Source organism: Priestia sp. P5_B4, assembly GCF_056400385.1.
Map to the genome: position 1 here is coordinate 1 of NZ_JBFULJ010000063.1, position 13169 is coordinate 13169.

Sequence of the window (13169 nt, forward strand, 5' to 3'; positions counted from 1 at the left end):
GGACTTCCCGTGATTGGAGTCGTCACGAATATTAAGGATGTGCCTAAGCCATCAAACGTATCGCGACCAGATGTAGCTGCTGATTTAATGGATGAAGAAGCAAATTATCGCAAAGCTGTTCGTTTGCAAGCACAATTACCAACGGTGGTAACGGCTTTTTCAAGAGTCCGTAACGGATTAGAGCCAATTGAACCAAACGAAAACTATAGCATTGCCGCTAACTTTTTATATATGTTAACCGGCGAAGAGCCAACTGATATCCAAGTAGAGGCATTTGATAAAGCACTTGTCTTACATGCTGATCATGAGCTAAATGCTTCAACTTTTACAGCTCGTGTCTGTGTGGCAACGTTATCCGATATTTATTCAGGAATTACAGCCGCTATTGGAGCGTTAAAGGGTCCTCTTCACGGGGGAGCGAATGAAGCTGTTATGAAAATGTTGTCTGACATTCAAACAGTTGAAAACGCGGAACCTTATATTCGCGAAAAGCTCGCGAAAAAAGAAAAGATTATGGGATTTGGACATCGTGTGTATCAGCAGGGTGATCCTCGTGCCAAGCACTTGAAAGAAATGTCTGAAAAACTTACCAAACAAGCAGGAGATACAACGCTATACGATATGTCAGTGAAAATTGAAGAGATCGTAACAGGCGAGAAAAAACTTCCGCCAAACGTTGATTTCTATTCAGCTTCTGTATACCACAGCTTAGGGATTGATCACGATCTATTTACTCCGATCTTTGCCGTAAGCCGCGTATCAGGATGGATTGCTCACATTTTAGAGCAGTATTCAAACAATCGTTTGATTCGTCCAAGAGCTGATTATATCGGTCCTGGAAAACAAACGTACATTCCGCTTGAAGAGCGCAGCTAAACAATGTGACGAAGGTGCTCACGTTCGTTGAGCACTTTTCCATAAGTGAAAGTAGACAAATTTTTTAAGGAGGTCATTCTCATGACAAAAGGTGAACAAATTTCTGTAGCAAACGGCGTGTTAAACGTACCAAATAACCCAATTATTCCATTTATCGAAGGTGACGGAATTGGTCCGGATATCTGGGCAGCAGCTTCTCGCGTACTAGAAGCAGCGGTTACAAAAGCATACAATGGTGAAAAAGAAATCGTTTGGAAAGAAGTATTAGCAGGTGAAAAAGCATTTAATCAAACTGGCGAATGGTTACCGGAAGAAACGTTAGATGCAATTCGCGAATACATAATTGCAATCAAAGGACCATTAACAACACCAGTAGGCGGTGGAATTCGTTCTCTAAACGTGGCATTGCGTCAAGAATTAGACTTATTCACATGCTTACGTCCTGTTCGCTACTTTGACGGCGTACCTTCTCCAATTAAGCGCCCTGAAGATACAGATATGGTTATCTTCCGTGAAAATACTGAAGATATTTATGCTGGTATTGAATATGCGAAGGGTTCTGAAGAAGTACAAAAGCTTGTTTCATTCCTACAAACGGAATTAGGCGTAAATAAAATCCGTTTCCCTGAAACTTCTGGATTAGGTATTAAGCCTATTTCTTCTGAAGGAACAGAGCGTCTTGTGCGTGCAGCAATCAACTATGCAATTGAACAAGGCCGCAAGTCTGTTACGCTTGTACACAAAGGTAACATTATGAAATATACAGAAGGCGCATTTAAAAATTGGGGCTATGAGCTAGCTGAAAAAGAATTCGGCGATAAAGTATTTACTTGGGCTCAATATGACCGCATCGTTGAAAAAGAAGGTGCACAGGCTGCAAACAAAGCTCAAGCAGAAGCGGAAGCAGCAGGAAAAATTATTGTAAAAGATTCAATTGCAGATATCTTCTTACAACAAATTTTAACTCGTCCACGTGAATTCGATGTAGTAGCAACAATGAATTTAAATGGAGATTACATTTCAGATGCATTAGCAGCACAAGTTGGCGGTATCGGAATTGCTCCAGGGGCAAATATCAACTACGAAACTGGACATGCTATCTTTGAAGCAACTCACGGTACAGCACCTAAATATGCTGGTTTAGATAAAGTAAACCCATCTTCTGTATTATTATCAGGTGTGTTAATGCTTGAACACCTTGGCTGGAATGAAGCAGCGGATTTAATCATGAAATCAATGGAAAAAACAATTGCTTCAAAAGTAGTAACATATGATTTCGCACGTTTAATGGACGGCGCAACAGAAGTGAAGTGTTCAGAGTTTGCTGATGAATTAATTAGCAATCTAGGAAAACAAGTAACAGTTTAATAGCTATTCATTTAGGGGAGGAATTATAATGGCAAATATGCGTAAAAAAGTATCTGTTATCGGAGCGGGCTTTACAGGAGCTACAACTGCTTTTTTAATTGGTCAAAAAGAATTAGCTGATGTTGTATTAGTTGATATTCCGCAATTAGAAAATCCAGCTAAAGGTAAAGCGCTGGATATGTTAGAAGCAAGTCCTGTACAAGGCTTTGACGCTAACATTACAGGAACAGCCAACTACGAAGACACAGCTGATTCTGACATTGTCATTATTACAGCTGGTATCGCGCGCAAGCCAGGTATGAGTCGCGATGATTTAGTAACAACGAACCAAAAAATCATGAAGTCTGTTACTCAAGAAGTTGTTAAATACTCGCCAAACTGTCACATCATCGTGTTGACAAACCCGGTAGATGCTATGACGTATACAGTATTTAAAGAATCTGGTTTTCCTAAAAACCGCGTAATCGGTCAATCAGGCGTATTAGATTCTGCACGTTTCCGTACGTTCGTAGCGCAGGAGTTAAACATTTCAGTAAAAGATATTACAGGTTTTGTACTTGGTGGACATGGCGACGATATGGTACCTCTTGTACGCTACTCATATGCTGGCGGTATTCCTCTTGAAACGCTTATTCCAAAAGCGCGTCTTGAAGCAATTGTTGAAAGAACACGCAAAGGCGGCGGCGAGATCGTTAACTTATTAGGTAACGGAAGTGCATACTACGCGCCTGCTGCTTCTTTAGTGGAAATGACAGAAGCGATCTTAAAAGATCAGCGTCGTATTTTACCAGCGATTGCTTACCTGGAGGGTGAATATGGTTATAATGGCATTTACTTAGGTGTTCCAACCGTATTAGGRGCTGCAGGAATTGAGCAGGTAATTGAATTAGAACTGACTGATTCTGAAAAAGCTTCTTTAGATCAATCAGCAAAATCAGTTAAAACTGTCATGGGTGTATTAGCTTAATACAATAAAATAGGTTTGAGTATAGGTTTTTATCAATATTCAAACAATAGTCACAAGGAAAATTCGAGGGAAACCTCGAATTTTTCTTGTATATAAAGAAAAGCTATTACTTTATACAAAAGGTGGAATGATGATGGTATTAGGTAAAAAACAAAAAATAGGCCGAAGTATTGAAGATATAAAAGTTGGAGAAAAATTAACGCTAACGGAACGAATTGAAGATAAAGATATCTTATTGTACTTAGGGCTGACAAACGATTCTAACCCTTTATACATTCAGCATGATTACGCATCTCAGACCCCTTTTAAAAAACCTATTGTGCCAAGTATTATGATTACCGGTATTATGACAGCAGCCATTTCAAAGTATTTGCCCGGACCTGGAAGCCACGTTGCAGAACATACGGTAGCCTTCCCTAAAAAGATTCATCATTATAGCACGATTGAATTTTTATTTGAAGTGACAGAGGTAGATGTTTCTTCTAGAACTGTTACGATTGAGGTGGAAGCGGTCAATGAGCAAAAAGAGAAAGTAGTAACGGCGCGGTTTCTTGTGTATCCGCCGTTTAGACTTCCATCGGTAGAGACACACGACTTTGAAAATTTTTAAAAAGCCTTAAATATTTATAAATATAGAAGAAACTGTTTGGTCATATTTTCTGAAAATGTTGAAATGTATTGGAGAACGAGGCTAAAACATTGTATGATAAGAGAAGATAAATAGAAAATAATATCATTTGGATGAAGCTGCGGTTTAATTTAACTAGATGGAGGCTTATATCGTTAATATGAGTAAGAAATTATTAGTCGTAGATGATGAACAATCAATTTCAACATTATTACAATATAATTTACAGCAAGCTGGCTTTACAGTAGAAACAGCTGAAGACGGGGAAGAAGGATACAACAAGGCAGTAGAAGGAAAACCGGATTTAATTGTGTTAGACTTGATGCTTCCTAAGATGGATGGAATTGAAGTTTGTAAAAAGCTTCGTCAGCAAAAAGTGATGACGCCTATTTTAATGTTAACTGCAAAAGACGATGAGTTCGACAAAGTATTAGGGCTAGAGCTTGGCGCAGATGACTACATGACGAAACCATTTAGCCCTCGAGAAGTAGTAGCGCGTGTAAAAGCCATTTTACGCAGAACACAAATCATTGCTCAGGAAAATGAACAAGAGGAAGATGGCGAGCGCATCATGATCGGTGATTTAAAAATTCTTCCAGATCATTATGAGGCATACTTTAATCAAGAGCAGCTTGAGCTTACTCCGAAAGAATTTGAGTTATTATTATATTTGGCAAAATACAAAGGACGGGTATTAACTCGTGATCAGCTGCTAAGTGCAGTGTGGAATTATGATTTTGCTGGAGATACGCGAATTGTAGATGTGCACATCAGCCATTTGCGTGAGAAAATTGAACACAATACGCGAAAACCTGTTTATATAAAAACGATTAGAGGATTAGGATATAAGCTGGAGGAACCAAAGGTAGATGAATAAATTTCGTTCAAGGCTACTTTTGGCTCTATTAGTACTTATTATTATTGTATTAGTAGGTCTTGGCCTGCTGCTGGGACAGTTGTTTAAAAACTTTTATTTTCAGACATTTCAAGAGCGAATGGAAAAAGAGGCAAAGCTTGTAGAAATGTACATTAGCGAAGAAGGTATCACAAGTCCTGCTTTAAAATCTAAAGTTGATCAAATCAGCCATTCGTTAAGTGTACGAACGACTATCGTTCAAAAAGATGGAAAAATATTAGTTGACTCAAATCCAGGCAGCAAGCAGCAAAGAATCGAAAAAAGTATCGTAATCCAACAAGTATTAAAAAAGCAGTTAAACAGTAAAAAAAGCTTTGATCAAATTAAAGAAGATTACGACTTATATTACTATGGCATCCCGCTTATTATAGAAGGTAAGCAAGAGGGATTTGTTGTGCTGAGTACATCGTTTGATTCATTAAAACAAGTAAATCAGCAAATTTGGGGCCTTCTTATTGGAAGCTTAGGTCTAGCTTTGATTGTGATTTTACTCTTAGGTGTAAAGATTATGGGACGCTATACCCGTCCTATTGAATCGGCAACCAAAGTGGCTATGGAACTTGCAAAAGGGAATTATAAAGCTCGTACATATGAAGATTATGTAGATGAAACAGGGATGCTGAGTCAGTCTATTAACGCACTTGCTCGTAATCTGCAAGAGTCTATCACTAATCAAGAAATGCAGCAGGACAGGCTGCGCACGCTAATTGAAAATATGGGAAGCGGCATGCTTCTTATCGATAGTAGAGGCTATATAAACTTAGTGAATCGAGCTTATAAAGAGCAGTTTCATATACATCCGGATGACTTCCTTTATCATTTGTATTACGAGGTATTTGAGCATAAAGAAATCATTAAGCTTGTGGAAAAAATATTTATGACGGAAGTAAAGGTTCGAAAACAAGTGGTTCTCCCTTTAAATATTGAACGAAGATATTTTGATGTTTACGGAGCGCCGATTATTGGCTTAAACGATGAATGGAAAGGGATTGTGCTTGTTTTCCATGATATTACCGAGCTGAAAAAGCTAGAACAAGTTCGCCGTGACTTTGTAGCAAATGTGTCTCATGAACTAAAAACTCCTATTACGTCTATAAAAGGGTTTAGTGAGACATTGTTAGACGGTGCCATGGAAGATCCACAGTTGCGCCAGCAGTTTCTATCGATCATTTTAACGGAAAGTCAGCGCATGGAGAGTCTGATTCAAGATCTTTTAGATTTGTCTAAAGTTGAACAGCAAGGGTTTAAGCTAAGCATCCATCCAGTAGATTTGAATACCCTTCTCTATGAGGTCATAACAGTGCTATCAAACCGAGCGACTGAAAAAGAAATCACGCTAACGTTAGATACGCTTCCTGAAGAAGCGTGGATTGATGGTGACAGTCAGCGCCTTATGCAAGTGTTTGTTAACTTAATCGGCAATGCGCTCATGTATACAATGCCTGGAGGAACTGTTCACGTTTCGCTTGAAGAGGAAGAAGAAACGATTACGGTTCATGTTCAAGATACAGGTATCGGTATTGATTCTGATGAAATTTCACGTATTTTTGAGCGCTTTTACCGAGTAGATAAAGCAAGAAGCCGTAATTCCGGAGGAACAGGTCTTGGATTAGCAATTGTTAAACATCTCGTTGAAGCTCATAAAGGGGAAATTGAAGTGAAAAGTGAAGTCAATAAAGGGACAACTTTTTCGGTCAAGCTGCACAAGTATTTGCCGCAGATGTAAAATGTTTACGTTCCTTTTACAATTTATTTAATTTAGCTTAATAATTAATTGATACAATTTTTCATGGAAACCCCTTCATCCAAGGAGCCAATGTGTAAGGCGAAAATAGCTTTAACCGTGCTATTTTCGCCGATTCTTTTTGACAATTTCTATCCATTCACATGTTACACCGCCTAAAATAACTAGGCGGTGTTTTTATTTTATGATGCACAGATCTTATCACCACATGAAAATAAAACGTTGAACTCAAGATTACTTTTTGTCCTTAAAGCTTATTGTTTGCTAAAATAAAGGTAAGATAAGAAGAGAGCGAAATGGAGGAACATGAATGACACAAAAACTAGTATTAATTGACGGGAATAGTATTGCCTACCGTGCATTTTTTGCTTTGCCGCTTTTAAACAATGATAAAGGAATACATACAAATGCCATATATGGCTTTACTACAATGCTGACACGTATCTTAGAGGAAGAGAAGCCGACACATTTACTTGTGGCATTTGATGCAGGGAAAACAACGTTTCGCCACAAAACATTTACAGAATACAAAGGAGGAAGACAAAAGACGCCTCCTGAACTTTCAGAGCAGTTTCCCTTTATTCGTGAGTTATTAGATGCATATGGGATTAAGCGCTATGAACTGCCTGATTATGAAGCAGATGATATTATCGGTACGCTTTCAAAACAAGCTGAACAAAAAGGAATGGCCGTAAAAGTCATTTCTGGTGATAAAGATTTACTTCAGCTTGTGTCAGAACATGTAACCGTAGATATTACGAGAAAAGGAATTACGGATGTCGATTCCTATACGCCTGCAGCCATTGATGAAAAGTATGGTATTACGGCTGCACAAATTATTGATATGAAAGGCCTTATGGGGGACAGCTCGGATAATATCCCAGGCGTGCCCGGAGTCGGCGAAAAAACAGCCTTAAAGTTATTAAAAGAGTTCGAAACGGTTGAAAATGTATTGAAATCTATCGATCAAGTCAGCGGTAAAAAATTAAAAGAAAAGCTAGAAGATAATCGTGAATCAGCTATCATGAGTAAAAAGCTTGCAACTATTTATTGCGAAGCGCCTCTTGAAGTATCTGTAGAAGATGCAAAGTATGACGGGTTTGAATCTTCAAAGGTCATCTCATTATTTAAAGAGCTTGGGTTTAATTCTTTGCTTGCTAAATTTGGTGAATCAGCAGAAGAGGAAGCAGATTTTGAAGAACTAACGTTTGAAATAGCGCAGGAAGTTCACGATGATATGCTAACAAGCGAAGCAGCTCTGATCGTAGAAGGGTATGAAGAAAACTACCATCACAATCAGCTGCTCGGTTTTGGAATCAGCAACAAAAATGGTCACTATTTTATTGATAAAGATACAGCTCTTTCATCTTCTAAATTTAAAGCATGGTTAGAAGATGGACGTGTAAAAAAGACGGTGTTTAATGGGAAACGTACGATTGTATCGTTAAAATGGGCGGGGCATGAAATTAAAGGAATTGAACATGATGTAATGATTGCTTCTTACATCTTGAATCCTGCTGAGGCAAATGATGACCTAGCGACAATTGCAAAATTAAAAGGATACCATCAAGTGCAATCAGATGAAGCTGTGTATGGAAAAGGAGCTAAGCGAAGCATTGCAGAAGCTGATCAGCTAGCTGAGCATGTTGTAAGAAAAGCAGCCGCCGTAGCTTATTTAAAAGAAGTGTTAGAAAAAGAATTGGTGGAAAATGAACAGTTTGAGCTGTTTGAGAAGCTTGAAATGCCTCTTGCCATTGTCCTTGCTGATATGGAATATCAAGGGGTGAAAATTGACCGCGCGCGTTTGGATGAAATGGGCGAAGATCTTCGAGAGCAGCTTGAAAAAATTGAAGCGAAAATCTACGAATACGCTGGACAAGAATTCAATATTAATTCGCCAAAGCAGCTAGGAGTTGTTCTTTTTGAAAAAATGCAGCTTCCGGTCATAAAGAAAACAAAAACAGGCTATTCCACATCAGCTGATGTATTAGAGCAATTAGCTAGTACCCATGATATTATCCCAGAGATTTTACAATACCGTCAGCTAGGAAAATTACAGTCTACGTATATTGAAGGATTAAAAAAGGTTATTCATGAAAGCGATGGAAAAGTTCATACCCGCTTTAATCAAACATTAACTCAAACGGGAAGATTAAGCTCAGTAGATCCTAACTTGCAAAACATCCCGATTCGTCTTGAAGAAGGTAAAAAAATAAGAGGTGCGTTTGTGCYTTCACAGCCTGATTGGTTGATATTTGCAGCGGATTATTCACAAATTGAGCTGCGCGTACTGGCTCATATTGCAGATGATGAAAAGCTAATTGATGCGTTTAAGCATGACTTAGATATTCATACGAAAACAGCGATGGATGTGTTCCACGTCGAAAGAGAAGAAGTAACGTCCAATATGCGCCGCCAGGCTAAAGCAGTTAACTTTGGAATCGTCTATGGCATCAGTGATTACGGTTTATCGCAAAGTTTAGGAATTACAAGAAAAGCAGCGGCTACTTTTATTGAACGCTATTTAAAAAGCTTCCCTGGTGTACAGGAGTATATGGATACGATTGTACGCGATGCAAAAGAAAAGGGATATGTAACAACGCTCTTGCACCGCCGACGTTACTTGCCTGAAATCACCAGCCGAAATTTTAACCTCCGCAGCTTCGCTGAGCGTACGGCTATGAATACGCCTATCCAAGGGACGGCAGCTGATATTATTAAAAAAGCAATGATTGAAATGGATAAGCGCTTAAAAGATGAAAATCTTCAGGCTAAGCTGCTGCTTCAAGTACACGATGAGCTGATTTTTGAAGCCCCAGAAGAAGAAATTAAAATTTTAGAGAAAATCGTACCAGAAGTAATGGAGAACGCTTTAGAGTTAGAAGTTCCGTTGAAAGTAGATTATTCTTACGGAAAGACTTGGTACGAAGCAAAGTAGTGGAAAAAGGATGTGACAAACGTGCCAGAATTACCAGAAGTTGAAACCGTCAGACGTACGTTAATTGAATTAGCCAGTGGAAAGACCATTGAGCGTGTAACAGTTAAATGGCCTAATATTATCAAACGTCCTGAACAAGTTGAACAGTTTTGTGATGCGCTTGTTGGACAAACCATTCGAGATGTTGAACGCAGAGGTAAATTTTTGAAAATTGTGCTCGATGATTATACGATGGTTTCTCATTTGCGTATGGAAGGGAAATATGCTCTCCATGAGAATGCAGAAGAACCAGATAAGCATGTACACGTCTTTTTTCACTTCACGGATGGAACGGAATTGCGATACCGGGATGTAAGGAAGTTTGGTACTATGCACTTATTTAAAAAGGGAGAGGAAGATCTGTTTCCTCCTCTTATTGGCCTTGGACCTGAACCGTTTGACGAAACATTTAATCCTAGTCAATTAAAAATGAGAATCGGCAAAACCTCTCGAAAAATCAAGCCGGTTTTACTCGATCAAAATGTCGTGGTTGGGCTTGGAAATATTTATGTAGATGAAGCGCTGTTTCGCGCAGGGATTCATCCTGAACGAGTGGCCAGCCAATTAACAGACGAAGAGTATGAAAAATTATACGAAGAAATTGTAGCGACTCTTCAAGAAGCTGTGAAACAAGGAGGCAGCACCATTCGCACGTATGTAAACACACAGGGACAAATAGGAATGTTTCAGCAGCAGCTTTATGTGTACGGAAGAAAAGGCGAATCCTGTAAAATGTGCGGTACCCCAATTGAAAAATTTGTTGTAGGCGGTAGAGGAACACATATCTGCCCAAATTGTCAGCCGGCTAAAAAATAACAATGGATGGGCTCCTTTCATATACTACGTATAGACAGAAAGGAAAGGAGTCCTCTCATCATGATAACATTTTCTTTACTTATTCTTGCTTTTGCCGTAAGTCTTGACAGCTTTAGTGTTGGCCTGAMATACGGACTTCGAAAGGTGAAAATCCCGCTGAAATCCATTTTTATTATTTCATGTTGCTCAGCATTTTCTTTAATGTTTTCTATGTTTTTAGGAAAAGTACTTACGCATCTATTTTCAGTGGATGTACTAAATAAAGTAGGCGGAGGTATTCTTGTTCTGCTTGGGATGTGGATTTTATACCAGTTTTTTTATCCGGCAGATTCACCTCGAGTAAAAGAAGAAAAAACATTAGTGAAAATTGAAATTAAGTCAATTGGCCTAGTCATTAACGTATTAAAAAAGCCAATTGCAGCAGATTTAGATAATTCAGGTTCCATCAATGGTATTGAAGCATTTATACTTGGAATTGCATTATCTCTTGATGCATTTGGAGCGGGGTTTGGAGCGGCTTTATTAGGTTATTCGCCGTATGCTCTAGCAATTGCTGTAGCTCTTATGAGTTCTCTTTTTTTAAGTGCGGGCATACAATTTGGCAAGGTTTTTTCACGTTTATCATGGATGAAAATGTTCTCATTTGTACCAGGAGTTCTGCTTATTATTTTAGGTATTTTTAGATTTTAAATAAAGAGATAAAGGAGAGGCCAATGTCAATTGTAATTGGATTAACAGGCGGAATTGCAAGCGGGAAAAGCACGGTAACCGGAATGCTACGAGATATCAATATTCCAGTAATCGACGCTGATCACATTGCAAAAGAAGTCGTAGAACCAGGAAAAGAAGCATACAAACAAATTGTCGAGACGTTCGGCCGTTCTATTCTTCACGAGAACGCGGAGATCAATCGAGCGGCTTTAGGGGAAATTGTGTTTTATCAAGAGGAAGAACGTAAAAAGTTGAATGCAATTGTACATCCTGCCGTAAGAAAAGAAATGCTTTCTCAAAAGGAAAGCTATATAGAGGAAGGTTACGAAGCCGTTGTATTAGATATTCCGCTGCTGTTTGAAAGCGATTTGACACATTTAGTCGATAAAGTAGTAGTTGTATATGTCGATGAGTCTGTGCAGCTAGAAAGGTTAAAGTCGCGTAATAACCTCTCGGCGGAGGATGCCTATGCGCGTATCCATGCACAGCTGCCTTTAATTCAAAAAGTAGCCTTAGCCGATGCGGTGATCAATAACAACGGTCCTGTGGAAGAAACAAAACAACAGCTTTTAAGTATATTAGCCCTATGGCTAGATTAAAGAGTGAATGATTGCATTCACTCTTTTTTTATTGGGAATATTTAAGGGCTTCTAAAAAAGAATGTGTTAAATATCTGTTCTTGCTATATACATATAGTAAAACTTAATTAAAATAATTTATTAAAAAAAATTAATATTATTCACTTTTTAAATATTTATGTTATACTATTCAATATAAAAAGTTAAATAGTATAACACATATAGAGAGGGGTATAGCCATGAAAGCACGTATTGCCATTAATGGTTTTGGGAGAATAGGAAGAATGGTGTTTCGCACAGCGATTATAGAGGAAAATTTGGATATTATTGCAATAAATGCATCTTATCCAGCAGAAACGTTAGCACATTTAATCAAATATGACTCTATACACGGAGCATTTAATGGAGATGTCAAATGTGATGATGATGCTCTAATTGTTAACGGTAAAAGAATTCAGCTATTAAATTCACGTGATCCGCTGAATTTGCCTTGGAAAGAGCTTGGGATTGATCTAGTTGTTGAAGCAACGGGAAAATTTAATTCAAGAGAAAAAGCGCAGTTACATATTGAAGCAGGTGCGAAAAAAGTTGTCTTAACGGCACCGGGTAAACAAGAAGATATCACCATTGTGATGGGCGTAAACGAACGAGAGTTTGATGTGAATCAGCATAACATTATTTCCAATGCCTCTTGTACGACAAATTGTCTAGCTCCAGTTGTCAAGGTACTAGACGAAGCGTTCACAATTGAAAACGGTTTAATGACGACCGTTCATGCATATACAAATGATCAAAAGAATATCGATAATCCGCATAAAGATTTGCGAAGAGCCCGTGCGTGTGCTCAATCAATTATTCCTACAACCACTGGAGCAGCCAAGGCACTTTCATTAGTTCTTCCTCATTTAAAAGGAAAACTTCATGGGATGGCGCTTCGTGTGCCAACGCCGAACGTATCGCTTGTCGATTTAGTTGTGGATGTAAGGAAACCTGTGACGATGGAAGATGTTAATTTAGCGTTTATTAAAGCTGCTGAAGGACCATTAAAGAATATTTTAAATTTAACAATGGAACCACTCGTATCAATTGACTTTAATACAAATCCTCATTCAGCTATTGTAGATGGACTATCCACAATCGTAATGGAAGATCATAAAATTAAAGTGTTAGCTTGGTACGATAACGAGTGGGGCTACTCTCAGCGCGTAGTCGATTTGGTAAGATATATTGCTGCAGAAATGCGTAATGGATCAAAAATAAGAGTAAGCTAAGAAAGCTATTGATTGCTTTTAAAAAAACAGGGAGCTGTCGCCCTGTTTTTTTTGTTTTTATCCAAAAGAATAGGGAAAAGCAATAAGATAAGCATGCAAAGGGGTGTTTATTTTCCTCAATTTTAATAAAAAATTAATAGTCGTTTAGCAGCTTTTACACACTGTCTCACGAGAATACAGAGGTAATTTGTATAGGTCTATCTGCAAGAACAATCTTTAATAAAATCAAAACACGTATTGCAAAATAAATGTAAACAAAGTATACTATGTTTCGTGAACTTCTTGTGTACCTTTCGGTGATGTGGCTACTTAAAGGG

The 13169-nt window shown here is 38.3% G+C and carries 11 protein-coding genes; all 11 read left to right on the forward strand.

Annotated features, from left to right (window positions below):
- A partial coding sequence (locus AC1DRF_RS08980) for a citrate/2-methylcitrate synthase (RefSeq protein WP_477740614.1) occupies positions 1-876 on the forward strand: 876 nt, incomplete at its 5' end.
- Between the two features lie 75 nt (positions 877-951).
- The gene (icd, locus tag AC1DRF_RS08985; RefSeq protein WP_277813712.1) at positions 952-2244 is read left to right on the forward strand and encodes an NADP-dependent isocitrate dehydrogenase; all 1293 of its coding nucleotides are present in this window, start codon (positions 952-954) and stop codon (positions 2242-2244) included.
- A gap of 28 nt (positions 2245-2272) precedes the next feature.
- Positions 2273-3211, forward strand: coding sequence for a malate dehydrogenase (gene mdh, locus AC1DRF_RS08990; RefSeq protein WP_013085194.1), 939 nt, complete (start codon positions 2273-2275; stop codon positions 3209-3211).
- 133 nt (positions 3212-3344) lie between these two features.
- Positions 3345-3821 carry a MaoC family dehydratase gene (locus AC1DRF_RS08995; RefSeq protein ID WP_016765707.1) on the forward strand — a complete coding sequence of 159 codons (477 nt, stop codon included), beginning with the start codon at positions 3345-3347 and terminating at the stop codon, positions 3819-3821.
- A gap of 178 nt (positions 3822-3999) precedes the next feature.
- Positions 4000-4716 (forward strand): response regulator, encoded by a 717-nt coding sequence (locus tag AC1DRF_RS09000; RefSeq protein WP_477740617.1) that lies wholly within the window; start codon positions 4000-4002, stop codon positions 4714-4716.
- The gene (gene pnpS, locus AC1DRF_RS09005) at positions 4709-6481 is read left to right on the forward strand and encodes a two-component system histidine kinase PnpS (protein WP_097824668.1); all 1773 of its coding nucleotides are present in this window, start codon (positions 4709-4711) and stop codon (positions 6479-6481) included. Before AC1DRF_RS09000 ends, pnpS begins: the two co-directional genes overlap by 8 nt.
- A gap of 328 nt (positions 6482-6809) precedes the next feature.
- Positions 6810-9437, forward strand: coding sequence for a DNA polymerase I (polA, locus tag AC1DRF_RS09010; RefSeq protein ID WP_477740615.1), 2628 nt, complete (start codon positions 6810-6812; stop codon positions 9435-9437).
- 21 nt (positions 9438-9458) lie between these two features.
- A complete protein-coding gene (gene mutM, locus AC1DRF_RS09015) occupies positions 9459-10292 on the forward strand; it encodes a DNA-formamidopyrimidine glycosylase (RefSeq protein WP_013059438.1) in 834 nt (277 codons plus the stop codon).
- Positions 10293-10352: 60 nt separating this feature from the next.
- Positions 10353-10982 (forward strand): sporulation membrane protein YtaF, encoded by a 630-nt coding sequence (gene ytaF / locus AC1DRF_RS09020; protein WP_477740616.1) that lies wholly within the window; start codon positions 10353-10355, stop codon positions 10980-10982.
- Between the two features lie 23 nt (positions 10983-11005).
- The gene (coaE, locus tag AC1DRF_RS09025) at positions 11006-11602 is read left to right on the forward strand and encodes a dephospho-CoA kinase (RefSeq protein WP_016765703.1); all 597 of its coding nucleotides are present in this window, start codon (positions 11006-11008) and stop codon (positions 11600-11602) included.
- 218 nt (positions 11603-11820) lie between these two features.
- Complete coding sequence (locus AC1DRF_RS09030; RefSeq protein WP_016765702.1) at positions 11821-12852, forward strand: glyceraldehyde-3-phosphate dehydrogenase; 1032 nt, start codon at positions 11821-11823, stop codon at positions 12850-12852.
- The last annotated feature ends 317 nt before the right edge of the window (positions 12853-13169 follow it).

Bases quoted from the DNA above. Each gene is read 5' to 3' on its own strand.
- AC1DRF_RS08995 (WP_016765707.1), top strand. From the start codon at position 3,345: ATGGTATTAGGTAAAAAACAAAAAATAGGCCGAAGTATTGAAGATATA.
- AC1DRF_RS09000 (WP_477740617.1), top strand. From the start codon at position 4,000: ATGAGTAAGAAATTATTAGTCGTAGATGATGAACAATCAATTTCAACA.
- pnpS (WP_097824668.1), top strand. From the start codon at position 4,709: ATGAATAAATTTCGTTCAAGGCTACTTTTGGCTCTATTAGTACTTATT.
- coaE (WP_016765703.1), top strand. From the start codon at position 11,006: ATGTCAATTGTAATTGGATTAACAGGCGGAATTGCAAGCGGGAAAAGC.
- AC1DRF_RS09030 (WP_016765702.1), top strand. From the start codon at position 11,821: ATGAAAGCACGTATTGCCATTAATGGTTTTGGGAGAATAGGAAGAATG.